Source organism: Virgisporangium aliadipatigenens (assembly GCF_016863615.1).
GTDB classification, from domain to species: domain Bacteria; phylum Actinomycetota; class Actinomycetes; order Mycobacteriales; family Micromonosporaceae; genus Virgisporangium; species Virgisporangium aliadipatigenens.
On sequence record NZ_BOPF01000041.1, the window covers coordinates 1 to 24,050 of the forward strand.

The 24,050-nt window shown below is 69.2% G+C and carries 23 protein-coding genes and 1 tRNA gene; 13 read left to right on the forward strand and 11 right to left on the reverse strand.

The genetic code is table 11. The features are described from left to right. Positions 1-128 precede the first annotated feature (128 nt). Together Val02_RS38895 and Val02_RS38900 are read left to right on the forward strand one after the other, a co-directional pair. Complete coding sequence (locus tag Val02_RS38895; protein ID WP_203904341.1) at positions 129-458, forward strand: helix-turn-helix domain-containing protein; 330 nt, start codon at positions 129-131, stop codon at positions 456-458. A 10-nt stretch (positions 459-468) separates the two neighbouring features. Continuing rightward, complete coding sequence (locus Val02_RS38900; RefSeq protein WP_203904342.1) at positions 469-1,995, forward strand: tyrosine-type recombinase/integrase; 1,527 nt, start codon at positions 469-471, stop codon at positions 1,993-1,995. Between the two features lie 104 nt (positions 1,996-2,099). Here Val02_RS38900 and Val02_RS38905 read toward each other — a convergent pair. After that, positions 2,100-2,173 (reverse strand) — tRNA-Pro (locus Val02_RS38905). Between the two features lie 569 nt (positions 2,174-2,742). Here Val02_RS38905 and Val02_RS38910 point away from each other — a divergent pair. The 3 genes from Val02_RS38910 (at position 2,743) to Val02_RS38920 (ending at position 7,542) form a co-directional block, all read left to right on the forward strand. Next, positions 2,743-4,329, forward strand: a complete 1,587-nt coding sequence (locus Val02_RS38910) for an alpha/beta hydrolase (protein ID WP_203904343.1) — start codon at positions 2,743-2,745, stop codon at positions 4,327-4,329. Between the two features lie 260 nt (positions 4,330-4,589). Further along, positions 4,590-5,912 (forward strand): ABC transporter substrate-binding protein, encoded by a 1,323-nt coding sequence (locus Val02_RS38915; protein WP_203904344.1) that lies wholly within the window; start codon positions 4,590-4,592, stop codon positions 5,910-5,912. A 22-nt stretch (positions 5,913-5,934) separates the two neighbouring features. Next, positions 5,935-7,542 carry a methyl-accepting chemotaxis protein gene (locus Val02_RS38920; protein WP_203904345.1) on the forward strand — a complete coding sequence of 536 codons (1,608 nt, stop codon included), beginning with the start codon at positions 5,935-5,937 and terminating at the stop codon, positions 7,540-7,542. Between the two features lie 16 nt (positions 7,543-7,558). Here Val02_RS38920 and Val02_RS38925 read toward each other — a convergent pair whose 3' ends face one another. Genes Val02_RS38925 through Val02_RS38935 form a run of 3 tightly spaced genes read right to left on the reverse strand, consistent with a single transcriptional unit; the run spans position 7,559 to position 10,616 of the window. Further along, positions 7,559-8,374, reverse strand: coding sequence for a carbohydrate ABC transporter permease (locus tag Val02_RS38925; protein WP_203904346.1), 816 nt, complete (start codon positions 8,372-8,374; stop codon positions 7,559-7,561). Beyond that, positions 8,374-9,324: a carbohydrate ABC transporter permease gene (locus Val02_RS38930; protein ID WP_203904347.1), complete on the reverse strand. Its 951-nt coding sequence runs from the start codon at positions 9,322-9,324 to the stop codon at positions 8,374-8,376. The genes Val02_RS38925 and Val02_RS38930 overlap by 1 nt, the downstream gene beginning before the upstream one ends. After that, positions 9,324-10,616 (reverse strand): ABC transporter substrate-binding protein, encoded by a 1,293-nt coding sequence (locus tag Val02_RS38935; protein ID WP_203904348.1) that lies wholly within the window; start codon positions 10,614-10,616, stop codon positions 9,324-9,326. Before Val02_RS38935 ends, Val02_RS38930 begins: the two co-directional genes overlap by 1 nt. Before the next feature lie 266 nt (positions 10,617-10,882). Here Val02_RS38935 and Val02_RS38940 point away from each other — a divergent pair, with 266 nt between their 5' ends. Further along, on the forward strand, positions 10,883-11,641 hold the full coding sequence (locus Val02_RS38940; RefSeq protein ID WP_203904349.1) for a DeoR/GlpR family DNA-binding transcription regulator: 759 nt from the start codon (positions 10,883-10,885) through the stop codon (positions 11,639-11,641). Between the two features lie 80 nt (positions 11,642-11,721). Here the strand turns inward: Val02_RS38940 and Val02_RS38945 are convergent, their stop codons facing one another. Beyond that, positions 11,722-12,309, reverse strand: a complete 588-nt coding sequence (locus tag Val02_RS38945) for a helix-turn-helix domain-containing protein (protein ID WP_203904350.1) — start codon at positions 12,307-12,309, stop codon at positions 11,722-11,724. A gap of 79 nt (positions 12,310-12,388) precedes the next feature. Between Val02_RS38945 and Val02_RS38950 the strand changes: the two genes are divergently transcribed. The 4 genes from Val02_RS38950 to Val02_RS38965 all read left to right on the forward strand — a co-directional run bounded on the left by Val02_RS38950 (position 12,389) and on the right by Val02_RS38965 (position 16,043). Next, positions 12,389-13,441 carry an alpha/beta fold hydrolase gene (locus Val02_RS38950; RefSeq protein WP_203904351.1) on the forward strand — a complete coding sequence of 351 codons (1,053 nt, stop codon included), beginning with the start codon at positions 12,389-12,391 and terminating at the stop codon, positions 13,439-13,441. Beyond that, positions 13,438-14,004, forward strand: a complete 567-nt coding sequence (locus Val02_RS38955) for a DinB family protein (protein ID WP_239153670.1) — start codon at positions 13,438-13,440, stop codon at positions 14,002-14,004. Before Val02_RS38950 ends, Val02_RS38955 begins: the two co-directional genes overlap by 4 nt. A 125-nt stretch (positions 14,005-14,129) precedes the next feature. Continuing rightward, a complete protein-coding gene (locus Val02_RS38960) occupies positions 14,130-14,474 on the forward strand; it encodes a hypothetical protein (RefSeq protein ID WP_203904352.1) in 345 nt (114 codons plus the stop codon). Between the two features lie 444 nt (positions 14,475-14,918). Continuing rightward, positions 14,919-16,043 (forward strand): SMI1/KNR4 family protein, encoded by a 1,125-nt coding sequence (locus Val02_RS38965; RefSeq protein ID WP_203904353.1) that lies wholly within the window; start codon positions 14,919-14,921, stop codon positions 16,041-16,043. Between the two features lie 91 nt (positions 16,044-16,134). On the opposite strand, the gene Val02_RS38970 is transcribed toward Val02_RS38965, so the two are convergent. Further along, positions 16,135-17,040 (reverse strand): hypothetical protein, encoded by a 906-nt coding sequence (locus Val02_RS38970; protein ID WP_203904354.1) that lies wholly within the window; start codon positions 17,038-17,040, stop codon positions 16,135-16,137. A gap of 85 nt (positions 17,041-17,125) precedes the next feature. Further along, positions 17,126-17,743 (reverse strand): DinB family protein, encoded by a 618-nt coding sequence (locus tag Val02_RS38975; RefSeq protein ID WP_239153671.1) that lies wholly within the window; start codon positions 17,741-17,743, stop codon positions 17,126-17,128. Positions 17,744-17,834: 91 nt separating this feature from the next. On the opposite strand from Val02_RS38975, the gene Val02_RS38980 reads away from it, so the two are divergent. Next, positions 17,835-18,770, forward strand: coding sequence for a helix-turn-helix domain-containing protein (locus Val02_RS38980; protein ID WP_203904355.1), 936 nt, complete (start codon positions 17,835-17,837; stop codon positions 18,768-18,770). 49 nt (positions 18,771-18,819) lie between these two features. On the opposite strand, the gene Val02_RS38985 is transcribed toward Val02_RS38980, so the two are convergent. Continuing rightward, positions 18,820-19,293 (reverse strand): hypothetical protein, encoded by a 474-nt coding sequence (locus tag Val02_RS38985; RefSeq protein ID WP_203904356.1) that lies wholly within the window; start codon positions 19,291-19,293, stop codon positions 18,820-18,822. A 120-nt stretch (positions 19,294-19,413) separates the two neighbouring features. Between Val02_RS38985 and Val02_RS38990 the strand changes: the two genes are divergently transcribed. Next, on the forward strand, positions 19,414-20,586 hold the full coding sequence (locus tag Val02_RS38990; RefSeq protein WP_203904357.1) for an FAD-dependent oxidoreductase: 1,173 nt from the start codon (positions 19,414-19,416) through the stop codon (positions 20,584-20,586). Between the two features lie 198 nt (positions 20,587-20,784). Next, positions 20,785-21,642: a helix-turn-helix domain-containing protein gene (locus Val02_RS38995; protein ID WP_203904358.1), complete on the forward strand. Its 858-nt coding sequence runs from the start codon at positions 20,785-20,787 to the stop codon at positions 21,640-21,642. Positions 21,643-21,724: 82 nt separating this feature from the next. Here the strand turns inward: Val02_RS38995 and Val02_RS39000 are convergent, their stop codons facing one another. From Val02_RS39000 to Val02_RS39010, 3 genes are all read right to left on the reverse strand, one after another. Further along, positions 21,725-22,522: a polysaccharide deacetylase family protein gene (locus Val02_RS39000; RefSeq protein ID WP_203904359.1), complete on the reverse strand. Its 798-nt coding sequence runs from the start codon at positions 22,520-22,522 to the stop codon at positions 21,725-21,727. A gap of 539 nt (positions 22,523-23,061) precedes the next feature. Further along, positions 23,062-23,295 carry a hypothetical protein gene (locus tag Val02_RS39005; protein ID WP_203904360.1) on the reverse strand — a complete coding sequence of 78 codons (234 nt, stop codon included), beginning with the start codon at positions 23,293-23,295 and terminating at the stop codon, positions 23,062-23,064. Positions 23,296-23,524: 229 nt separating this feature from the next. Further along, a complete protein-coding gene (locus Val02_RS39010; RefSeq protein WP_239153672.1) occupies positions 23,525-24,031 on the reverse strand; it encodes a DUF4240 domain-containing protein in 507 nt (168 codons plus the stop codon). Positions 24,032-24,050: the final 19 nt, after the last annotated feature.

A 24,050-nucleotide genomic window follows, 5' to 3' on the forward strand; every position in this document is an offset into this window, starting at 1 on the left:
CCGAGGCCGCCGCAGCAGCCGCCAGAGAACACCCCATCTCCACCCAGGACATCGCTACCGCCCTCGCGGCATAGCAAGAACACCGTCAAGCCCAACTTGACGCCTGAACGGAGAGGACAGCGCGACCGATGACCGGTCCGGTACAGCAGCCACCGACGTTCTACCTCCCCGCAGAGGTCGCCGTGATGCTGCGCTGCTCGGAATGGTGGGTGAAGGAACAGGCTCGACAACGCCGGGTGCCGTTCTGCTGGATCGGTGGCGCCTACAAGTTCACTGCGGAGCAGGTCGCTGAGATCGCTCAACTCTTTGAGGTGCGCCCGGCGCCCACGTCCGGTCCGGAATCGGCCGGACAGATCCGCCGGAGGACTGCGGCGGCGGAGACGGTCGACGGCGGGCGGTTGCGATCGCGAGTGCCCCGCAGGATGCAGCAGTCGGCCGGTCATCCGCCGGCCGCGTAAGGAGAACACGATGGGATACGCCGAGAAGCGCGGCGACTACTGGCGGGGCCGCTACAAGCTCCCGTCGGGCAAGTACGGCACGGTGACGAACGCCCACGGTGAGACGATCCGGTTCCGGACACGCCGGGAGGCGAAACAGGCGGCCGACGACGAGGAGGTGAAGGTCCGGGCCGGCACCCATCGGGACCCGGCGGCGGGCCAGGAACTGTTCGGCAGTTTCGCCAACCGTTGGTTCGCGGTGCAGGATCTACGGCCGTCGACCATGCAGACCTACCGGCGACACATCGAAGGGCACCTGCTGCCGGCCTTCGAGGAAACGCCGATAGGCGAGATCCGGCCGTCTGACATCGCCGGTTGGGAGAAACGTCAACGGGCCGCCGGCTACGCCGAGACAAGCATCTCCGGCCGCCGAAAGGTGCTGCGTCTGATCCTGGCCGACGCCGTCGAAGAGGGACTGCGCGACGCCAACCCGGCGGCCCAGCGCCGCAACCGGGGCCGGCGCACCAGCCGCTCACGGACCCGTGCACCGGAGCGGGCCATCACCACCACGCTCGGGATCCTGCTCATCGCGGAACGCGCGGCGCTGCTGTCCGGCCGTGACGACGAGTTCGTAGCCGTGGTAACGATGGGCTATACCGGGTTGCGCTGGGGCGAACTCGTCGGCCTGGAGCTCCCCTACCTTCGCCCGCAACACCTCCGAGTCGAGTGGCAGCTCTACGAACTCGACAACGGCGTGTTCGACCGGTGCCCGCCGAAGGACGAGTCCCGCCGGACCCTCGACCTCCCGGACTGGCTGTCGATGCTGCTGAGCGATCACGTCGCCCGGAACCGGCCGAAGCGCTGTGGCTGCCACGGCTTCACGTACGTGTTCCGGGGCCTGGGGGCGGCCAATGGCGCCGCCCGTCGTCCGGGGCCGAAGCTCGTCGACGTGGCGCGGCGTGCCGGGTTGTCGACCGGCACGGTGTCGGCGGTGCTCAACAGTCCGGACTCGGTACCGGAAGCCACCCGTGCCCGGGTTGAGCTGGCGGCGGCTGAACTCGGCTACGTCCCGGGCGGCGGCGGTGGCGAGCCGGCCGCGCACTGGCGGCGCAACGGGTTCGCGACGTGGCTGTTCCAGCCGGCTGTCACCGGTCAGTATCCGCCGAAGGCGCCACACCCGGCCCGTCCGGTGCCGGTGCTCGGCGAACCGTGGCCGGGCATCCCGGTGCGGGGACGCAACGCCTCCGGCCGCGCCGACGCCTGCTGGCTGCCCCTCGCGCCGCGCCTGACCCCGCACGGGCTGCGGCACACCCACAAGACCGTCATGGAGGAACTCGCGATCCCGTCCAAGCTCATGGATGAGCGGATGGGACACGAGGACGGCTCGGTGCAAGCCCGCTACACCCACGTGACCGCGCCGATGCGGGCACAGCTCCTGGACGGGCTGACCGGGCGGTGGGTAGAGGCGCTGGATGCCCGCCGGGCGCTGGCCCCGGGCTCACCCGTGGCGACGCTGGATCGCCTGCTACATGACCGGGCGCGGGAGGCCGGCGAATGACTTCGCGAAGATCGTCTCCCAGGATTCTCCCCGCCGGGGTCCGGACGCAAATAAGGCCGGTCTCCCTGTGCGGAAGAACCGGCCCTGACCTGCTGTTTCGTGTGTCGGGACGGCCGGATTTGAACCGACGACCCCTTGACCCCCAGTCAAGTGCGCTACCAAACTGCGCCACGTCCCGTTGCCGACGCCTGAACGCCGACAGCCGGTACAGCGTAGCGCACGCCCCAGACACCCCGCGCGCGGGTTTCCACCCCAGCGAAACGTCGCAGGCCTACCCGCGATACCCGCGCAGCTGACGGCGCACCCGGTACCGCTCCCGCCTGTTCTCCCGGCGGCGGTGCTCCTGTCGCTCGCGGCTGCAACTACCCCCGTCGCACCCGAGTACGTGGTACCCGGCTCCGATCCAGCGGCAGCGCCCGGTGGAGGGCACCACGGTCGCCGGCAGTGTGCACGGCCCGAATCGGTGATCATGCACGGGAACGCTCGTCACTCCCGGCGTATCGGCCATTCTGACCCAGTGCGGCCGGGTCTTGTCGGTCCTGCTCATACGGGCACCTTTCGGTTCCGCGCAGCCCCGGGACGGGGCCGTCGCTAGACCGGGTGCACCGCGATCACCTCCGAGCGCGAGCGAACGGGACTGTCCCGCTGGCTACCGACAAACGGTACAGCAGGCTGGATAGCCGCCCCGGTTCCTCGTTCATAGGCTCATTTCGATCATGAGAACCCATTCACGAAGGGCGCTACGTCATGAACGGCACAGTAAAACGGCTGACCATCGTGGCCGCCGTGATCGCTGTCGGCGCGGGGGTATCCGCCACCACGCTGCCGCGGGCCGAGGCGACCACGATCCCCCACGCCGCCGCGATCCGCTGGGGTGAGTGTCCGGAACTGCCACCCGGCGCCGAACGCGACCCGCGTCAGGAGTGCGGCACGCTTCAGGTTCCGCTGGACTACCGGGCTCCGCGCAAGCGCACCATCGAGGTGGCCGTCTCGCGGATCAAGGCCGCCAAGCCGGAGCAGCGCAAGGGCGTCATGTTGATGAACGGCGGCGGCCCCGGCCCCAGTCTCGACGCGCCGTCGGAGTTCGCGAAGCACTTCCCGACGGAGGTCCTCGACCGGTACGACCTGGTGGCGTTCGACCCGCGGGGCATCGGGCACAGCACGCCGATGGAGTGCGGGCGGACCGCCGACGAAATGACCCGCGATCTCGAACTGGGGATCTTCTCGTTCCCGGGAGCGGACGGCTCGATCCGGCGCAACGTCGAGTACTCCCGCCGGATGGCGAAGCAGTGCGGCGAGAGGTCCGGCCCGCTGCTGCCCTACCTGACGAGCGCGAACGTGGTGCGTGACATGGACCAGATCCGCCGTTCGCTCGGGGAGCGGGTCGTGTCGTACTACGGCATCTCGTGGGGAACGTACCTCGGCGCGGTGTACCGCACCCTGTTCCCGCGCACGATCGACCGGATGGTGCTGGACAGTTCGGTGGATCCGAAGCTGCGCGGCTACGAGGACTTTCGCACGTTCGCCGGCGCCTTCGAGGACCGCTGGCCGGATCTCGCCGCGTTCGGCGTCCGGTTCCGGGACGAGGTGCGCTTCGGCTCGACCGAGGCCCAGGTGCGGGAGGCGTTCCTGGCGACGGCGGCTCAGCTCGATCGCGCGCCGGTGAGCCTGCCGGGCACGAAGGCGCCGCTGAACGGCAATCTGCTCCGGCTGTTCACCTTCCTGCTGTCCTACCAGGACCAGAACCTGACAGCGACGCCCGAGGCACCGCTGCCGACGATGGGCCTGCTGTGGCGGGCGGCCGGCAACTTCGCCGCGGGCCGGCAGACCCCGGAGGACGGCGCCGTCGTGGAGGCGCTTGCCAACGGACTGGTCGCGGGCGGCACGATGCCGGGTGTGCCGCAGGACAACCTGTTCTCGGTCGGCTGGGCGATCAGCTGCGGCGACACGGCGTGGACCCGCGACGTGCGGGTGTACGAGCGCAACACCGCGGCCGACCGGGCCGCCTTCCCGCTGACCGCCGGGGCGCCGTCGAACGTCGCGCCGTGCGCGTTCTGGCCGGTGAAGCCGGTCGAACGGGACGTCGACGTGCGGAGCCTGGGCCTGCGCAACGTCCTGATCCTGCAGAACCGCCGCGACCCGGCGACGCCGCTGCGCACCGCGCAGGGCATGCGGCGGGCGCTGGGCAACGACGCCGTCCTCGTCGACGTCGACGCCGGTGGGCACGGCGTGGCCATCCACATGAACCCGAACGCCTGCGCCATCGGGGCCATGAACACCTTCTTCGCCACCGGTGAGCTTCCCGCCGGCGACCGCTCCTGCGCGGCGGCGTAACGGGCACGTCCCGCCCCGCGGCCCGCGTCGGCGCCGCGGGGCGGACACGCATCCAGGCCCGCACGAAAGGAAGCCGCCGCGGGGCGGACACGTCCAGGCCCGCACGAAAGGAAAACGCCACAGGCGGACACGCATCCAGGCCCGCACGACAGGAAGCCGCCGCGGCTCTTACCACCCCGGCGGCCGACACTTGTCGGATTCGGCGTTTTCCGCCGCGAAACCATCCGAGCGGCTGAAATGAGCCCGTGAACCTTCGCGACGTGCGCGCAGCCCTCCGAGCCGGCTGGCTCGGCGTCGCCGTCCTGCTCTCCGCCTGCGGCGTCAACGCCTCGCTGGAGGGCACCGACGAGTCGGAACGCACGACGGGCGTCACGATCACGGTGGACATGTTCAACGAGCCGCCGCCGAAGGCCACGCTGGCGGCGTTCACCAAGGCGACGGGGATCGCGGTCAACTGGGTCGTCACCGACTGGGACAGCCTCCAGACCAAGATTCTCGCGGCCACCAAGGCGCGGCGCTATTTCGCCGACGCCACCGACGTCGACTGGTCCCGGGTGGGGCAGCTGTCCCGGCTCAGCGCGTTCTACCCGATGGAAACGCTGATCGACACCAAGGCGCTCGCCGAGGACATGCCGCAGCTGACGTCGTTCACCTCGCACGGGCACGTGATCGGGATCCCGTACGACGCGATGTTCGACGTGCTGACGGTCAACAAGGAGATGTTCGCGGCGGCGGGGGTGAGCGCGACGCCGGCCACGATGGAGGAGTACACCGCCGCCCTGTGGACCATCAAGAGCAAGGGCGTCGCGGCGTATCCGCTCAGCATCCCGTTCGCGCCGGCCGAGGGGCTCTCGACGTACTGGTACCAGGTGACGGCGGCGTTCGGCGGCACGGTGCTGGACGAGAAGCACAAGCAGCACTTCGCCGATCCGGCCTCCCCCGGGTACCGGGCGGCGAAGTGGATGGTCGACGCGTACCGGGGCGGCCTGGTTCCCCCGGGGAACCTCGACCTCGCCGACGGCCAGGCCCAGCAGACGGTGATGGCGAAAGGGCTGGCCGCGAGCACGTTCGCCGACTACTCGGGCAACATCGGCACCCTGTACGACGTCCCGTCGGCGTCGTCGGTGGTGCACAAGATCGCCTACGTCGCCACGCCGGGGACCCCGGTGAACAACTCCATCCCGGACGGGATCGGGGTGCCGGTGCACGCGAAGTACCCGAAGGCCGCGGCGCGGTTCATCGAGTGGTTCACCTCGGCCGGGAACCAGGCGGACTTCGCCGGCATCAACGGGGTGGACAAGGCCATGCCGAACTACTCGCTCCCCTCGCACCTGAGCGCCGTGCGGCAGCTCGCGGAGAAGGGTCAGCTCATCGGCGGCGCCGAACTGGCCACCATGCTCAAGACCTCGTCGCGGCCGATCTTCGGCACCGGCGCGCCGTCCTGGTACCCGCACTTCTCCGCAGCCGTCTACACCCACCTGCACGCGGCAGCCGCGGGTGAGGAGTCCGTCGACACCGCCGTGCGGGCCATCGCGGCCGTCGCGGACCGGCTGTCCTCCAGAGTCATCACCGTCGGCGAGTGACGGTCGAGCAGAGGAGCACGCCATGGTAGGGCTGATCCGCCGGCTCCGGCTGCGCTCGCGGATGATCTACGCGTTCGGTGTGGTGTGTGTGCTGCTGGCGGCGGTCGCCGGCGTGGGCATCAGCGGCTCGCGGTGGCAGGCCCGCCTCAGCGGCCAGGCGGCCGACCTGCAGCAGTTGAGCCGCACCAGCCTGGAGCTGAAGTTCGACGCCACCGAGCTGTTCTCGCACGTGCTGGGGTACCTGGTGAACGTGCCCTACACCGCGAAGCCGAGCGACGTGGTGGCCGACGAGGCGAACCGGCGCCGCGTGGCCGATCTGCAGGCGCTGGTGAACGGTCAGAGTGCCGCGGCGCGCCGGTTCGCGATGCGGCCGGTCGAGCGGGCCATGCTGGATCAGGTCGTCGCCGGGCTCACCGCGATGTTCGACACCGAGGCCGCCGGGGTGTCCCTGCTCAAGGCGAACAGCGTCAGCGAGGCCTTCCAGGTCTTCGACGACCAGTTCTACGCGGCGTTCAACCAGACCACGACGTACGCCGACAAACTGGTGGTCGCGGTGTCCCAGCGCAGCGACCTCGCCCTGGCGGCGGCCGAGGAGTCCGCGGCCCGCACGGAGCTGATGATGGTGCTCGGCTGCGCGCTCGCGCTGGTGCTGGCGATCCTGCTGGCGCTCATCGTGACCCGCAGCATCACCGTGCCGGCCGACCTCGTCGCGCACGCGATGCGCCGGCTCGCCGAACGCGACCTGACCGCGATCCCGGATCCGGGCGGCCGGGACGAGATGGCCGAGATGTCGCGCGCGCTGAGACAGGCGGTCGAGGCGGTGCGCGAGAGCATGACCCAGGTGGCCGGTCGGGCCAAGGCGCTCACCGGCTCGGCCGGCGACCTCAGCGCGCTCTCCGTCCACCTCGGGGAGAACGTGGACAGCGCGTTCGAACGGGTCGGCGAGGTCTCGGTCGCCACCGACGAGGTCTCCGCCAACGTCGCCACGATGAAGTCCGCGGCCGAGCAGGTGAACCTCGCGAGCAACGAGATCGCGCGCAGCGGCGAGGACTCGGTGACCGTGGTCGGGCGCGGCGTCACGATCGTCGACGCGGCGTCGCAGACCGTCGGGCGGGTGCACGACGCCAGCATCGAGATCGGCAAGATCGTGCAAACGATCACCGGCATCGCGTCGCAGACCAACCTGCTGGCGCTGAACGCGACCATCGAGGCCGCCAGCGCGGGCGTCGCGGGGCGCGGGTTCGCGATCGTGGCCGGCGAGGTCAAGGAACTGGCGCAGGGCACCGCGCGCGCCACCGAGCACATCACCGGGCAGATCTCGGCCATCCAGCAGGCGACCACCGAGGCGATCGAGGCGATGCGCGAGGTGTCCAAGGTGGTGCAGGACATCTCGGGGGTGCAGTCGTCGGTGGCGTCGGCCGTTCAGCAGCAGTCCCAGATGACCAACGAGATCCGGCGCGGGATCGGCGAGATCGCCGAGCATTCGCACCGCATCGCGGGCAACGTCGCCGGCCTCACCTCGATCACCGGCTCGAGCAAGCACGGCGCCGACTCGGCCCGCCAGTCCGCCCGCGAACTCGCCGCGATGGCCGTCGAACTCGAACAGGTCGTGTCGACGTTCCAGTACTGAGCACCGTGGCGCGCGGCTACTTCACGCTCCCGGCGAGCAGCCCGTTGACGATGTACCGGTTGAGCGTCATCGCGATCACCGCCGGAACCGTCACCGCCAGCACGCCGGCCGCGCTGAGCAGCCCGTAGGGCACCTCCCGCCGCCCCTGCAACGCGGTGATGACCACGGTCAGCGGCTGGGTCGAGATGTCGCTGGAGAGCACCAGCGGGAACAGGAACTGCCCCCACGCGAACAGGAACGTGATGATCGTCGTGGAGACGATGCCCGGCCCGGCCAGCGGCAGCACGACCCGCGTGAGGACCTGCATCCGGCTGGCGCCGTCGACCTGCGCGGCTTCCTCGATCGCGACCGGCAGCGCCTCCATGTAGTTGTGCATGATCCAGGTGGCCACCGGCAGGAACCCGGAGACGTAGACCAGCACGATGGCGGTGTAGGTGTTGACCAGGCCGGCCTCGCTCATCAGCCGGTACAGCGGGATCAGCGTGGCGTAGGCGGGCAGCGCCATCGTGGCGAGCACGCTGTACAGCAGCAGCGTGCGGCCGCGGAAGCGCATCCGGGCGAACGCGTAGGCGGCCAGCGTGGCCAGCACGACCGTGACGACGGTGGCGAGCCCGCACTCGATGACGATGTTCGCGGCGGACTGGCGGATCTGGGCGGGCAGGTCGCCGTCGCCGACGAGCAGCGCCCGGTAGTTGTTCAGCGTCGGGTCGCTGGGCACGTAGTGCGCGGGACGGGAGGTGATCTGCGCGTTGGTCTGGAAGCTGATGTTCAGCGCCCAGTACAGCGGGAGCAGGGACCACACCAGGACGAACGCGACTCCGAGCCGGCGCATCAGTACTCCACCCGTCGGTAGACCAGTTTCACGACCGCGAACGAGGCGACGAGGGTCGCCACCGTGATGACCAGCGACAGCGCGTAGCCCTGCCCGAAGTCGAGGTTCTGGAAGCTGATGAAGTAGGTCTGCATGGTCAGCGACGCCCCGGTCTCGGCGGCGCCGTTGAGGACGTACGGCTGGTCGAAGATGTTCAGGGTCAGGATGAGGGCCTGCACCATCGCCACCGCCACGCCGGGGCGCACCAGCGGCAGCGTGATCCTGCGGAACCGGCTCCAGGCCGTGCACCCGTCGAGTGCGGCCGCCTCATACAGTTCCCCCGGAATGTTTTGCAGTGACGCGAGAACGAGCAGCGCGGACAGTGGGGCGATCTGCCAGACCTGGACTATCTCGATCAGGAGGATCGTCAACCACCGGTTGGCGCCGAGGAACACCTGGTACTGATCGACCAGCCCGACCGTGGTGAGCGCGCTGTTGAACAGGCCCACGTTGGCGTCCCAGATCCCCAGCCACACGATGCCCTCGACCACGCCGGGCAACGCCCACGGCAGGATCATGGCCGCGATGACCAGCGACCGCCCGGCGAACTTGCGCTGCACCGCCATGGCCATCGCGATGCCGATCACCGTGGAGAGCGTGACGCCGATGCCCACGTAGGCGGCGGTGTTGACCATGCTCTTGACGAGCGCCGCGTTGTCGGCGAGGGCGGTGAAGTTGTCGACGCCGTTGAAGCGGGTCGGCGGGTCGAGCACCTGCACCCGGAAGAACGCCTGCGTGAGCGCGTAGATCGCCGGCACGATCGCCAGCCCGACGATGAACACCGCGAGCGGGGCGACCAGGGCGTAAGGCAGCAGGTCCGGTCCGCGACGCCGGACCGCCGCCGACGGTGCCGGTTTCCCGGGCGCCGGGCGACGGTCCGACGACGGTCGGGTGTCGTGGGTCTGGGCCATCAGCCGCCGGCCGAGAGCCGGTTGGCCGTGTCGGCGATCGCCTTGATGGCCGCGTCCACCGTCATCTCGCCGGCGGCCGCGGAGTGCAGGCTCGTGTAGACCGTCCGGGAGAACTCCGGGTACCAGGACGGCGCGCCGCCCGGGAAGATCGGCCGCGACGAGGTCTTGAGCATCTCCGCGAGTTCCTTGCCGCCGATCAGCTGTCCCTTGCTGGCCAGCTGCTCGACCGCGGAGACGTGCGAGGGCAGCGGGTAGCCCTTGATGGCCTTGTCGACGCCGTTGATGCCGGCCCAGTCGGCCTGGTTCTCCGCGCTGGTGAACCACTTGATGAAGATCGCGGCGGCCTTCGGGTACTTGGCGGTGCGGGGCACGCCGACGCCGTCGGGGTTGGAGTTGTTGGGCCCCGGGCCGGCGGCGCCGGGTGTGCGCAGGTAGCGCACCTGCTGCACGACCGAGGAGGAGGCCGGGTCGTCGTACAGGCTGCCGATCATGCCGGAGTAGTCGCTGAACGTGCTGGCCACCTCGCCCTTGGCCATCAGCGTCTGCTGGCCCTGGGTGTCGCTGACGTTGATGTTCCCCGGTGGGACGAGGCCCTGCTTGACCGCGTCGACCATCCACTGGGCGGCCTTGTAGCCGGGCGAGCCCGGGTCGGTGAAGGTCGGCTTGTACTTGTCGTCGAGCACCGTTCCGCCGAACGCGCCGGTCGTCTGGTACCAGTACGTCGACAGGCCCTCGGCCGCGGCGAAGGGGATGTTGAGCGGGTACTGCACGGCGCCGTTGGCCTTGATCGCCTTGAGGCCCTGGGTGTACTCGTCCATCGTGGTCGGGACCGCGACCCCGGCCTTGTCGTAGATGTTCTTGTTGATGGTGGTGACGGAGAAGGAGGCGTCGTACGGGATCCCGACGACGTGCCCTCCGGCGGTGAAGGACGTCAGTTGCGGCACGTCCGCGGCCATCGCCGCCGTGTCCATGAGCTGTTCCATCGGATAGAACGCGTTGAGCTTGCCCAACTGGCCGACCCGCGACCAGTCGACGTTCGTCGCGTCCGCGAAGTAGGTCTTCGCCGCCACCGCCGCGGTGATCTTCGTCTGCAGACTGTCCCAGTCCACGTTGGTCCACTTGACGGTGATCCCGGTTTCCTTCGTGAACGCGTCGAGCGCGGCCTTCGAGGGCGGGTTGGACGCCAGCACCACCGAGATCGTCACGTTGCTCGTCGGGGCCGACAGCGGCTCCCCGGAGCCGGAACCACCATTGCACGCCGCGAGTGCGAGCACGCACCCCGCGACCAGCATCGACCGTACTGCTCGGGACCTGACCATCGCCGAACCTCGCTTCAGCCGGGCAATATTGCGCGTTCGCTCAGTGAACGTGCATCACTGCTGATCGTTGCAGCCACCTTCACCGCACGATCATGCGTTGTCAATAACCCGTACGCACCCTGCTTGGCGCCGCTGATTGCGGATTCGTCACGGAAAGCGCTTCCCCTTCAAAAGAATCACCGAGGTGGCGCGAGAGTGCGCGTTTGCTCAATGAAGCCGCATGTTCGTATCATCCGCGCATGCAACGTGCGCAGCGGCTGAACGCCATGGTGGCCCGCATCGTGGACGGTGGCGTGGTCGACGTGCGCGCGCTCGCCGAGGAGTTCGACGTCTCGCTCGCCACCATCCGCCGCGACGTCGACGCCCTGCAGCGCAAGCGCCTGGTCACCCGCAGCCACGGCTCGGTGCGGCCGCACGACTCGTTCCACGACCTGCCGCTGGGCCTGAAGACCACGCAGGACCTCACCGAGAAGCGGCGCATCGCCAAGCGCGCACTGGAGTTCATCGACGGCGCCCGGGTCATCGGCATGACCGGCGGCACGACGGTCACCGAGTTCGCCCGCGGGCTGCTGGACCGGCAGGGCCTCACCGTCGTCACCAACGCCCTCAACGTCGCCGCCGAACTGATCGTCAACCCCGGCCTGCGGGTCTTCTCCGCCGGCGGAGAGGTCCGGCCGAGCAGCCAGGAGGTGGTGGGGCCGAGCGCCGAGGCGTTCCTCGCCGGCTACCACCTCGACGTGGCGTTCGTCGGGGTCGACGGGGTGGACGCGCGCGCCGGGTGCACCAACTACGACCCGGACGGTTCGCGCGCCAACCGCGTTCTGGTCGAACGGGCCAAGCGCGTCATCGTCCTCGCCGACGCCTCGAAGATCGGCCACGTGGCCCTCGCCTCGGTCTGCGAACTGTCGCAGATCGACGTGCTGCTCACCGACAGCCGCCTGGCCCAGGACGACGCGGACCGGCTGGCCGCCCACGGCTGCGCCGTCCTGCGCGCCTGAGGGAGCGGGCACCTGCTCGGGCGCTCCGCACGGCACCGGCGCGCGCGATGGTCATGCCCGGCTTGTTCAAGGCGGTTCGTTCAGGCGTGCGGTGTCGGGGAGGGCGAAAGGTGGGCGCGCTCGCCCTGCGCACTGAAGAGGGTGAGCAGTTCCGCGGGCTGGGCGCCGGCACTGCCGATCTGGTGCGGCGTGCGCGTGTCGAACTCCGCGGCCTCGCCGGGGCCGAGCCGGTATTCCTGGTCACCGAGAACGAGCCGGGCATGTCCGTTGAGCACGTAGAACCATTCGTAGCCGTCGTGCGTCTGCAGTGTCGTCGTGGCTGATGTTCCGGCCGGCGGGTAGATGACTTTGTAGGCCTGGATGCCGCCGGGCCGCCTGGTCAGCGGCACGACCGTGAAGCCGGATCGCCGCACGGGGCGCAGGTGGATGCGCGGATCGCCGGTGTGCGGCGCCGCGACCAGATCATCGAGCGGAACCCCGTGCGCCTGTGCCAGCGGAAGCAACTGCTCCAGCGTCGGGCGCAGCTTGCCGTTCTCGAGACGCGACAGCGTGCTCGCGGTCAGGCCGGTCTCGGCCGCCAGCGCGGCGAGGGAGATGTTCCGCGCCCGACGCAGCGCATGCAGGCGGGGGCCGACCCCGGCGAGGACGTCTTTGGGAGTCACGCTCATGGCCCCATGATGCGGATCCGCAATATTTCTAGCAAGTAGGCAATGCTGCTGGTGATGCTGTCGGCGGAGGTAATCACCGATGCTCACATCAGCAGCAACTTCGACAGCCGCAGCGCGTTGGTCGCGCTGCCTGGCAGCCGTCGCCGCCGCGCTCGTCCTGACGGCAGCGTGCTCGGCCGCCGGCGGGCAGGCGCCGGGGCCGGCGACCGCGGTCGCCTCGGCCGGCTACGACTCGGCCACCCGAGGCGACGCCGAGTTCAACCGTCAGTTCCGGCACGAGATGGCGGACGTCAACGGCGTACGGATGCACTACGTCGCCGGCGGGACCGGCGAGCCGCTCGTCCTGCTGCACGGCTGGGCTCAGTCGTGGTACGCGTGGCGTGGGATCATGCCGGCGCTTGCCGAGAGCTACACGGTGTACGCGCTGGATCTGCCAGGACTCGGCGACAGCGTGGGTGCGCCGGCCGGTTACGACAAGGCCACCCTGGCCCGTTACGTGCACGGGCTACTCGCCGACAGGCTCGGTCTGCGAAAGATCAACCTGGTCGGGCACGATCTCGGCGCCGGCGTCGGGTTCCAGTACGCCGCACAGTTCCCGAACGAGGTCGTCAAGTACGCCCACCTGGACTATCCCCTGCCCGGCCCGGCGCTCAGCGCGAACAGCTACCGCCAGGTGAGCTGGCACATGGCGTTCCACAGCCAGGACCGGTTCCCCGAAATGCTGGTCGACGACGATGTGCGGGACTATCTCGCGCTCTTCTACGGGTACGTCGCCCACGGCGGGACCGCCTTCGGCGGCCCGGGCGCGAAGGCTCCGTTCACCGAGCAACAGATGGACGAGTACGCCCGCACGTACCAGCGCCCGCAGGTACTGGCCGGCGGGTTCGCGCTCTACCGCACCCTGGACCAGGACGAGCGGGACAACGTCGCCGCGAAGCCGATCGCCGTGCCGGCACTGCTTCTGACGGCCGAAGGCTCGCTCGACTTCACCCGCCGGACGGTCCAGCCAGTCATGTCCAACCTCACCCGTGCCGTCGAGGTACCCGGGTCCGGCCACTGGCTACCCGAGGAGAACCCGCAATTCGTCACCGCCGAACTGGTGAACTTCTTCGGGAGCAGGGCGGATCGATGACCGAAGCTCTCGAGGCCGGACCGCCACGCGCTGCTCGTCCAACGCCACGATCGGAGAAGCTGATGCCGCCTCCCACCCGGAAGAGGAAACGGAAGGACACCGGTCCCGCGTGGACCGCCCCCGATGAGAAGGCCACCCTGCGGGGATTTCTCGACTACCTCCGCACCGCGATCGCGAACAAGGTCGTCGACGTGCCGGAGCCGGCGGTCCGCACCGCGGGAGTGCCCTCCGGCACCAACCTCCTCGGGCTGATCAAACACCTGACCGCCGTCGAGAGGTTCTACTTCCTCGAAGAACCGATCAACAACATGAACCGCACCTTCAGGCCCACCCGCGACGAAACCGTCGAGAGCCTGCTCGACGACTATCGGGCGACCACTGCACGAGCGAACCAGGTCATCGAAACCTGGACCGACCTGACCCAGCCGGCGCCCCGTCCCCCAGGCCGCGCCCTGCCACCGACCCGACGATGGGTCCTGGTCCACATGATCGAAGAAACCGGGCGGCACGCCGGGCACGCCGACATCCTCCGCGAACAGATCGACGGCTCCACCGGCCGCTGACGCTTCGTCCCGACCATCGTCGCTCGCGGCAGGGGCGGATGCCTCTGTGGCCGGCAAAGTCGGTTGGCGGTGTCGGCCCGGTCAGCGATCATCGCGGGTGAACGATCCGGCACGAGGACCCGGCCGTGCGCGAGGAGGGCTACCTCGCGCTCGGTGTCGCCGCGCTCGGCTACCAGCCCGCGCTGCAGGCGCTTCTCGCACACGCCGAAGCGGGGTGCGCCGACCGGGATGCCGACGTTCGGCCTGGGCCGGTCCATCAGGCCGTCGGCTATCTTGCGGGCGGCGGACTCCCGAACGGTCCATCCGGCGGGACCGGTGGGCTCAGGGCCTCCAACAGTTCGGTGAGCGCGCTGCGGGTCGAGTCGGCCAGGGCAGATTCGGTCAGGACCTCTCGGAGCGCCGCGCTCCAGTTTTCACCGGTCCCCGGCGTCAGATCTCGTGACCACGAGCCGGTCGAGGTGGTTCCCTGAATGAGCAGTCCGCCGGGGCGGGACGGACCGTTACGGGGAAACCACCGCTCCCCCGGTGACGCCGACCACCCGATCGGTGGCATCGGCCCTACCGGTCGACCTGCCATCGGTGGGAACGGTTGTCCGGCGTCCGCCGGGTAGGTCTCCGGCAGCGGCGCTTCGAGTCGAACCATCGAATCGGCTGCGGACTGCACGAGTTCCAAGCGGCAGTCCAGCGGCGTGCAGTTGCGGCGTAGCGTTTCGACGAAGCTCCAAAGGTCGGCGAAAGTCGTTTGGTGAAGATCGAGGGAAAGTCTCGTCGCCATTTTTCGCAGTGTGTACGACGAACGCCATATTGGGTGATCACCTGGCCACCGAAACGCTGATCAAGGGAGAACGTTGGCGGTCGTAGGGGCGGATCGCAGCATGAGCGCGCACCATTGCGAGCGGCCTTAGGGTGGGGCCGTGGCTTCGATCGACCGGCCCCGCACGGCAGAGCAGTGGCGCGTCTTCCTCGCCGGGTACGGCGCGGATTTCCTCCGCATCGCCGATGCGGATCGGCTCGACCAACTCGGGGACGAACGGCGGGCCTCCGGGTGGCTCGGCTTCGCCGGCGCTGGTGAGGAGGCGCTCGCCGCTGTCGAGGAGCGAATCGGGATGACGCTTCCGCCCGGGTACCGAGGCTTCCTGCAAGCCTCTGACGGGTGGCTGGAGATGGGACCGTTCGTGTGGACGATGCGGACGACGGTCGACGTCGGATGGTTGCGGGACATAGAGCCCGACATGTGCGATCTGGGTGACGAGGACGACGAGTTGCTGGCGCGGGCGCTGTTGGTGTCCGCCGACGCGGACGCGTGCTTCTGGCTTCTCGATCCTGGGGACGTCAGCAGTAACGGGGAGTGGGCGGCGTATGTGTGGGCGTCGTGGTACCCGGGCCTCGGCGACCGCTTCGACTCGTTCGCCGATCTCGTTGCCGCCGAGCGGGAGTCGTTCGAGGAACTCAATGCGCGCGACGGGCGTGCGCTCAATCCCGCCGGGGCGGCCGAGCTGGTGGCGGACGGGCGGCGGCTGGCGCTGCGGGGCGACGCCGAGGGGGCGGTCGAGCGCTTCGAGGCGGCAGCCCGCAAGGGGTCGGGAGCGGGGCAGTACCTCGCCGTCGTCTTGGCGGCATTCCTGCGGCCCGACGCGCATCACCTGATCCGCAACGACGTCCTGGCCCATCCGCACGTGGTCGAAGCGGTCGGTGCCGGACGGGTGCGCGTCGAACTCGTACCACTGCTCCTTCGGCGTGAATCCGGCGCCTGGGCCCAGAAAATCGTGACGAAGGCGCTCGGCGATGCCGCCGACGCACCGGTACCGCCGGAGCCACCGGAGTTCGCCGCCGCACTCGAACGGGCCCGCGAACTCGCACGCCGTGGTGACACCGAGGCAGCCTGGTCGGTCGTAGTCGCAGCGGTGCCGCGGTGGCACAGCGACGACCCTTTGCGCATCGCGCCCCTGACGCTGCTCACCGATCCGGTCCTGAGCCCACTCGTCACCCCACAGCGAGCCGCCTGGATCGCGACCACCCCGAAGGGCGTCGATCGCTGACCGATCCGGCAGCGACACTGTTCCTGGCACCGGCCGGTTCGACACCGACGGCGGTAGGACGAGGCCCGGTCGGTGTGCCGTGCGGCAGGCGTCAGCCGACCTGTCGGATCGACCAGGTGCCGAGGATCGCGCCAACGGTCAGCAAACCCGGGCCGGGTGGGACGGAGAGCGGACCCCGGAACAGTCCGCCGGAGCTCAGCAGCAACCGGCGACCGGTGCCATCCGGGTAGTGGAACACAACCACCGGCCCCTCCGCCTCGACCTGCAGGAGTCCGACCGGCCTGCCATAGGCGAGCACGCCGGCGGTCCGGCCCGACGCCGAGCCGGTGAACGGTGTCGCGTCGCGCAACCGCCGCACGGTCATGCGGGTGCCCCAGACACGGTGGCCGTGGCCCGTCGCGGGCGAGAAACGGACCGCGGTCACGTCCGGGCCGAGCACGTAGCGAGCGGCCGGCGAGGAGAACAGCCACTGCTCCGAGCTGTCGCTCGACGTGGTGCCGGTGGTGATCACCGGTGTGGCGTTGATGAACCGGAACCGGTTGCGCAGTTCGACGATGACACCTTCGCCGGGTGCGGGACGCTCGATCGGCACCGGGGCGCGACCCGCCGCGCGCCTGCTGTACGGCGTGAAGTCAGCGGTGTCCGTGAGCGCCGGGTGGTGGTCCAGGTGCTCGAAGCGCAGTTCGTTCATGACGCCCGGGTCCATCAGCGCGTCCGCGAACCTCCAGGACAGCGGGTCGACCCGCACGTCGTGACCGCCGGGGACGCGCCGATAGTGGATGTCGTTGCCCGGCATCACGGCGGCCAGTTCGGCGGAAAGCCTCGCCCGGAACAGGCAGCGCACGACGGCGCCCCGGTTGCTGGCCGAAACCACGTCCGCGTCCACCACCGAATGCCCGTCCCCGGACGGATCCCGGCTGACCCGCCGAACGACGAGCGTGCCGACGTCGTGCGGGATCGACGGGTGCTCCATGTCCCGCCCCGCGGTGCCGACCATGGTCACCAACCTAGACGGGTCGCCGACGCCATGGTTGTCGCCTGTACGACGGCCCGGCACTTGAGCACAGGGCGACGGTGACCTGTCAGTCGAGCACGATCCCGGCCCGATTCTGCGCAGGTCCAGGCTGGCATCCGTCGTGGATGAGCGCGGCTTCACGAGCGGTGGCCTCGACCCGATCGTGAAACTCCGACCAGGATCCGGGCAGATTGCTGACGGTGGGGTGATATCCGGCGCTGCCGTCGACGAGTTCGCGGACGATGTCGGCGTGACCGGCGTGCCGACCCGTTTCGCTGATCATATGGACCAGCATCCACAGCAAGGTCACGTCCCGCATGCCCTCGGGAAAGTGTGGCGCCCGGCCGGCAGCGTCCAGATCGAGGGCCTCGATGGTGGCGTCGGCGTGCGCCCACGCCCGTCGGTATTCCGCGATCACGTCCGTTCGGGTCTCGTCCGCGCGGACGAGGAAGTCCTCCGACTGGGTGCGGTCGAGGAGCCACGGCCCCGCCTGAGCGGGCCGGCCGAACACCTCACCGAAATAGCCGAACTCGTTTCCGGTCAAATGCTTCACCAGGCCGAGCAGATTGGTGCCGGTCGGGGTGACGGGCCGTCTTGCGTCGTACTCGGAAAGGCCGTCGAGTTTCCACACCATGACGTCGCGCACCTGCTGCAGATAGAGGTGCAGATAGGCTTTCGGGTCCACGGCTCGACGTTATGCGGATCGGCACGGCCCGGTCGCGAACGCAAGTGCCGTAACGATGGATCCTCCGTGCCACGTGTGGTTGGGTCGCCGGATGGAATCGGTACTCGGCTCGGTCCGGTTGGACACCGAGCAGCTCGGCGTTCAGGCGTTCAGTGACGCCTGGGGCGCGCGGATCGGACCGGCCCTGCCCACCTTCGGTCACGAGGCCACGGCCGGCGTTGTCGTTCGTGGTCTCGCCTCCCGGGTCGGCGACTCGACCATCACGGACTTCGAGGCCGCCACACCGGTGCGCGTCGACACCTCGCTGCCCGACAACGGCGAGCTGCGCCTCTACATCGTGCATCGAGGCCGCTACCGCCTCCGGGGCGAACGCGACACGATGTCCGTGGCCGGCGGTGAGTTCCTGATGACCCGCTCGACCGGGCTGAGCGATTACGCCATCGCGGCCGGGACGACCGCCCAGGTGATCGGGCTGCCGGCCGAGGTGGCGGGCGTGTTCGCCGACTTCAGGCAGATCACCGGCCCGGTCACCGCCGCGACGGTCCGTGTGCTCCTGGCACACACGGCGGCCATCCAGTCGAACGTCGACGACCTCGGCGACAGCGGTGCGCACGCGAGCCGCAACGCCTTGATCGAACTGGTTCGCGGTGTCCTGCACGCACGCGTCGACGCAACGGAGGCCGGTCTGGCCGGCCCGCTGACCCGAGTGGCCCGCGCACTGGCCGACCAGCTGCTCACCGAGCGTGAACTGGCACCGGCGCTGCTGGCGGGCCGCCTCGGCGTCTCGCTGCGCACGCTGCACCGGGCATTCGCGTCAACCGGCGAAACGGTCGGGGCGTACATCCGCCGGCGGCGCCTCGAACAGGCTCGCCGAGCGCTCACCTCGCCGTCTCACACCACGATCGCGGAGATTGCCGCGCATTGGCAGTTCGCCGACAGCAGCCACTTCGCCCGCGCCTTCCGCCGCCATTACGGCCAGACCCCATCAGGGTTCGCGCGCGATCACGACCATCCGATCGGCGCATAGCGATTTCCAGGCGGAAGGTGCAGCCCGACATTGCGCAGGAGGACGCTGGTCACGGTGTCATCAACGGCACGAGCAGGGCACGTGTCCGCTCTTTCAGGAGAGGCTCGATCTTCGCGAACTCCTCCTGCACGCCCTCCGGATACGGCCCCTCCAGAGCGGCCTGCCAGTAGCCGTACGCCAGCTGCCCGTCATGGAGCCCGAAATTGTCCACGCAGTGCAGTACGCCGAGGTCCACCGCGAGCCGCTGCTGCATGTAGCCATCGTCGTCATTCCGAAAGAAGCGAAACTCCGCGTAGTCGTAGATGATGCCGTCCAGCTCCTGCCCGAAGTAATCCTGCGCCACGTGCAGTGCAAGCAGCCGCTCCCAGCCGTGCTTGTGCTTTCGCGCATCCTCGCCATGTAGCGCCGTTCGCAGATCCCCGTCCGCCGGCACGTCCAGGATCGTGTGAAGGTCGCCCACCCTCGCGGCAGCGATAAAACGGACCAACGCCTTGTCATTCCAGTTCCACGGCCGCTTCGCCATGCCGGCATGCTAGACGACCCTGGCCCGAAAGTACTGTCGCATGACCCGTACGTCCAAGCCGTAGGCCGGGGTGCGCTCATACGTTTCTTCAAACACTGATCGGCGCGAAGAAGGCGAACGTTGGCGACTGCTGGACGGGTCACGATCGTGGGCGGTGGACTCGGCGGTCTGGCACTGGCACGAATTCTGCACCGACACGGGATCACAACGACGGTTTACGAGCGTGATGGATCGCTGTCGGCAAGAGCTGCCGGAGGCACGCTCGGCCTGAACGCGGAGTCCGGCCAGCGGGCGCTGGTCGAGGCCGGCCTGTTCGAACAGTTCCGCTCGATCGCGCGGGACACGGGTGAAACAACGCGCCTCCTGGACCGGTTCGGAGTCGTGCACTTCGACCTGGCATACGAGGGCGGTATCGGCGTACGGCCCGAGGTGGACCGCGGAGACCTTCGGCGGATGCTTGTCGATTCGCTCCCGGAGGGAGTGATCCGCTGGAACGTGACGGTGCTCTCGGCGCAGAAATCCAGCGACGGGAGGACGGTACTCACGCTGAGCAACGGTACGACCGTCGTGGCCGATGTCCTGGTGGGCGCCGACGGTGCCCGGTCCAGGGTGCGCCCGCTGCTGTCGGACGCGGTTCCGGTCTACTCCGGCGTGACGTTCATCGAGGCCTTCCTGTCCGACGTCGACGCAACCCACCCTGAGGCGGCGCACCTGGTCGGGCCGGGATCGATGTACGCGCTGTCCAACGGCCGCGGGATCATTGCCCAGCGAAACGGCGGCGGTGTGATCCGGTTGTATTTCGCGGTCAAGGGCGACCGGGAGTGGGCCCATGCGTTCGGGGACCGTACCGACACTGCCGGAACGCGAAAACGACTGCTGGACCTCTTCCACGACTTCGCGCCCGGTCTCCGCGCTCTGATCACCGAAAGCGAAGGCCCGCTGGTACCGCGGCCGATCAATGCGCTTCCGGTAGGGCACCGGTGGGAACGGACGCCTGGGGTAACCCTGCTTGGTGATGCGGCGCATCTGATGTCGCCGTTCGCAGGGCAGGGGGCGAACCTCGCATTGCTCGACGCCGCCGACCTCGGTGCCGCATTGGCGGAACACTCCGATGTCGACGTCGCGCTCGCGGCCTACGAAACGGTGATGTTCCCTCGCGCGCACATGGCCGGCCGGGCGTCTGCCGACAACCTCGTCGCCAGCTTCGACACCGACGCGCCGAAGCAACTGGTCGACCAGGCCAGGACATTCATGCAACGCAGAACCGGACACAGCGGCGGTCCGAGCGACTGAGGAAACGGAGCGGGCCGGCGACGCGATCGGTGCCGGACGCCGGATCGTTCCGAGCGGGTGGTGTCCGCCCCTACGGATGTGGCTTTGTTCGGCCGGCGTGGATGCGGGCGAAGCCGCTCCGGTACCGTGGCCGGCAAGCCGCCGGCCGGCCCTGAAACTCCTTCGTCATCACGGCCGCACATTCGCAGGAGGGCACACGTGGATCGGGTCGATCGCTGCGACCCGCCGTCGGAATACGCTTCGGACACTGGCCCGGGTGCCCGCGTGCGGACCCGTGACGTTCTGGCCGGGGATGTCATCGTCACCGACTTCCGCACCACGACGAGGCTGGCGGTCCCACGGTCGCTTGACAGAGACGACACGCTCCGACTGCATGTGGTGCGCCGCGGTGCCTGGACGCTGCGCTACGGCCGAGAGGACGTCACCCTGGGCGCGGGGCACATGATGGTACGACGTCCGACCGGCCTGACCGGGTTCGAGATGGTCCCGTTCACGTCAGGTGCGACCATCGGGCTGTCGGCCGAGACGATCGGCCGCACTGTGGCCGAGCCGATCGTCGGCGATGTCACAAGGCCGGAGATGCGTCTGCTGCTGGCGCACGCGAGCATGCTGCAGGACACGATCGACCACCTCACCGCGAGCGGTGTCGACGCGGCGCGCAACGCGCTGGTCGAGTTGGTCCGAGGCGTCGTGTACAGCTACGTCGATGGCGACGAGCCGGCGCTGGTGCCCGCGCTGGTCCGGGCGGCGCGCGAACTCGCCGACCGGCGTCTCACCGACCCGGAGCTGACAGCCGGGCTGCTCGCTCGCGAACTGCACGTTTCCATACGCACCTTGAGCCGCGCGTTCGCCGTCACCGCGGAACCGGCCGGCGCCTACATCCGGCGTCGGCGCCTTGAGGAAGCCCGCCGGGCGTTGGCCGCCGGGCGCACCGTCTCGGAGGTCGCGACCCGCTGGCAGTTCGCCGATACCAGTCACTTCATCCGTACCTTCCGCAAACGCTACAACCGGACCCCCACCGACTACCTGCGAAGCATCCGCCCTCGGCGGCCGTGATCCGGGTTGTCGGTCAGGATCGCGTTCGGGACCTGATCAAGGCGGTGGCGCGCTCGCCGGTCTCGTTCACGCCGGTCGGAGCTTAGAGGGCGATCAGCGTGAACCGGCCCGCCAGGTCGGGCAGGATCGTTCGCAGCGCGGCGACTGTCTGCGGCCCAGCGCCGTCGTGCAGGAGCACGATCCCGCCGGGACGGGTATGCGTGAGCACGGTGTTGACGATCGACTGGACCCCCGGACCGTTCCAGTCCCGCGGGTCGACGGTCCACGAGATCGACGTCATGCCCAGGCCGGCCGCGATGCTCACGATCTCGGGCGACCAGTTGCCGCCGGGAGCGCGGAAATAGCCGATCACCGCGCCGGGTGCGACCGCCCGGATTGCATCGTTGGTGCGTTGCATGTCAGATCGGATCTGATCGGGCGTACGGGTGCGCAGCATCTCGTCATGGCTCCACGAGTGATTACACAGGGTGTGCCCCTCAGCGACCATCCGCTGGACCATCGCGGCGCGCGCCGCGACCTGCCGGCCGACCATGCAGAAGGTCGCCTTGACGTGGTGCTGGGCCAGCAGATCCAGCACGGCGGGGGTGTCGTCCCACGGACCGTCGTCGAAGGTCAGCGCGACCGCGTCCGACCCTGTCTTGCGGACCGTTCCGGCCGGGCCGTCGCCTGTCTTGATGACCGGCGGCGACGCGGAGGGCGAGAGCGTGGGGCTCGGCGCCCCCGGTTCGGTCGTCGGCTCCCGGTGCTCGGCGACCACCGGCACCGTCGCGGCCGAAGGAGAAGCGGACGGCCCGGCTGTCGCCCAGCTGCCGGCCCGGCTGCCGCCGAGCGCCAGCACCAGGATGGTCAACCCGAACACGGCGATGCGTCGCAATGGCACGGAGGCACTCCAAACTCGGTCCGGACCCGTCAGGGCTCGACGATGCTAATCCAGACGGAAGCGAGCTCTCCGGTCGTTGCACCAGAGGAGGAGAATCCGTGGGTCGGAGTTGGTGTGGAGGACGGGGTCCGTCGGTCACGACCGTACGGAGGAGACCTGGCAGCGATCGTCGACATCGGGTTCCCATGCAACAGCGACGCGCCCGCGCACGATCTACGGTTTGGGGTGGGCGGTCGCTTCTATCGGCGCAGATGGAACGAGTCGCGTGGCGACGAGTTCGACCACTGGGGCATTCGGTCTGGTTCTTCGAGGTCGATGAGCGCGGTTGGCCGGTTCGGCAGGTCGAGGTGTACGACAGCGGCGTAATCCTGCGCTACGGCCCTGGGCATGAGGAAGGCCGTTGCGGCGGTCTCGGGCAGGCCAGCCTGGACGATACCGAGGACGACCGGAGCGCGTTTGGGACTCCGCCGATGGGTAGCGCGGAGCTTCCGACCCGTGTACCTGGCGGCAAGTCAGGGGTGCCGGCCGCCACGCGAAGCTCAGTCATCCTCCGCGGTCAAATCGCCCGGCATGACCGTCGCTATGAGGCCGGCCACGAACTGCGGCACATCCTCCGGCAGCAGCGTCAGGCACGGCTCGCTGAAATCCGGGCCCTGGAAGACCTCGACCGATCGCACGCCTGGATCGTCGGCCGACTCAGCGACACCGATGATCGTCCAGCGGCGGTGGCGCGGTCGGGTGTTGGCGAAGTGACTGAAGCCCGGCTCGCTCATAGGTGCTCCCGTCCTCGTACTCGCGGATGAGGAACCCAAGCTTGACCCTTCGGAACCGTGGTGTCCTCCGGGTTCTTCCGGAGGTCCACCCTAGGCTTTGCCGTCCTCGGACCCGGCCACTCCGTCCTCTCCGCCAGCGCCCCGCGCGCTCGGCGGCAGATGAACGCGTTTCCAGGCCCTGGCCTGTCGATTACCCAGATCGTGCCACTCGGGTAACCGACGAGACGATCTACTCGACGACGGCGTCGAGGCGCGGCAACCGGCGACGTCTCTCGTCCTCGTCGTCGAAGTTCCACAACGCGCCCAGACGCGGGTAGACCGCCGTGTCCGTCGGCGCATGGCCGGTACGATCCCAGTAGGCGCTGTTCGCGACCCCGAACATGTCCTCGGCCTCGAGATCCAGTCCTTCCCGCACGGCCGGCACGTCGGCGAGGGTGTCCGGATCGGCCACCGCCCGCTCGAACACGTCGCGCCCCTGCGCCATCAGCCAGCCCCGGAAATACTCGAACCCGTCGTCGGAGCAGCCACCGTTGATCAGATAGGCAGCACCCCACAGATCCACCCGGTAGGACCGCGCCCGCAACTCCCACTCCGCACGCGCCAGCGCGGCGACCTCGTCCACAGGCATCTCATCGAGCAGTTCCCGCGCCCGCCGCCCCACCGAATCCGCATCCGCGGGGTCCACCGCCGAAACCCGCGCTGCTTCGACCAGTTCCCAGAACCTCTGCACGCTCACCCCGTTACGGTACGGGCGC

What these genes read in the sequence shown, in the direction of transcription:
- Val02_RS38895 (WP_203904341.1), top strand. Translation starts at nt 129, where the DNA reads ATGACCGGTCCGGTACAGCAGCCACCGACGTTCTACCTCCCCGCAGAG.
- Val02_RS38900 (WP_203904342.1), top strand. Translation starts at nt 469, where the DNA reads ATGGGATACGCCGAGAAGCGCGGCGACTACTGGCGGGGCCGCTACAAG.
- Val02_RS38910 (WP_203904343.1), top strand. Translation starts at nt 2,743, where the DNA reads ATGAACGGCACAGTAAAACGGCTGACCATCGTGGCCGCCGTGATCGCT.
- Val02_RS38920 (WP_203904345.1), top strand. Translation starts at nt 5,935, where the DNA reads ATGGTAGGGCTGATCCGCCGGCTCCGGCTGCGCTCGCGGATGATCTAC.
- Val02_RS38925 (WP_203904346.1), bottom strand. Translation starts at nt 8,374, where the DNA reads ATGCGCCGGCTCGGAGTCGCGTTCGTCCTGGTGTGGTCCCTGCTCCCG.
- Val02_RS38930 (WP_203904347.1), bottom strand. Translation starts at nt 9,324, where the DNA reads ATGGCCCAGACCCACGACACCCGACCGTCGTCGGACCGTCGCCCGGCG.
- Val02_RS38935 (WP_203904348.1), bottom strand. Translation starts at nt 10,616, where the DNA reads ATGCTGGTCGCGGGGTGCGTGCTCGCACTCGCGGCGTGCAATGGTGGT.
- Val02_RS38940 (WP_203904349.1), top strand. Translation starts at nt 10,883, where the DNA reads ATGCAACGTGCGCAGCGGCTGAACGCCATGGTGGCCCGCATCGTGGAC.
- Val02_RS38945 (WP_203904350.1), bottom strand. Translation starts at nt 12,309, where the DNA reads ATGAGCGTGACTCCCAAAGACGTCCTCGCCGGGGTCGGCCCCCGCCTG.
- Val02_RS38950 (WP_203904351.1), top strand. Translation starts at nt 12,389, where the DNA reads ATGCTCACATCAGCAGCAACTTCGACAGCCGCAGCGCGTTGGTCGCGC.
- Val02_RS38955 (WP_239153670.1), top strand. Translation starts at nt 13,438, where the DNA reads ATGACCGAAGCTCTCGAGGCCGGACCGCCACGCGCTGCTCGTCCAACG.
- Val02_RS38970 (WP_203904354.1), bottom strand. Translation starts at nt 17,040, where the DNA reads ATGGTCGGCACCGCGGGGCGGGACATGGAGCACCCGTCGATCCCGCAC.
- Val02_RS38980 (WP_203904355.1), top strand. Translation starts at nt 17,835, where the DNA reads ATGGAATCGGTACTCGGCTCGGTCCGGTTGGACACCGAGCAGCTCGGC.
- Val02_RS38985 (WP_203904356.1), bottom strand. Translation starts at nt 19,293, where the DNA reads ATGGCGAAGCGGCCGTGGAACTGGAATGACAAGGCGTTGGTCCGTTTT.
- Val02_RS39005 (WP_203904360.1), bottom strand. Translation starts at nt 23,295, where the DNA reads ATGAGCGAGCCGGGCTTCAGTCACTTCGCCAACACCCGACCGCGCCAC.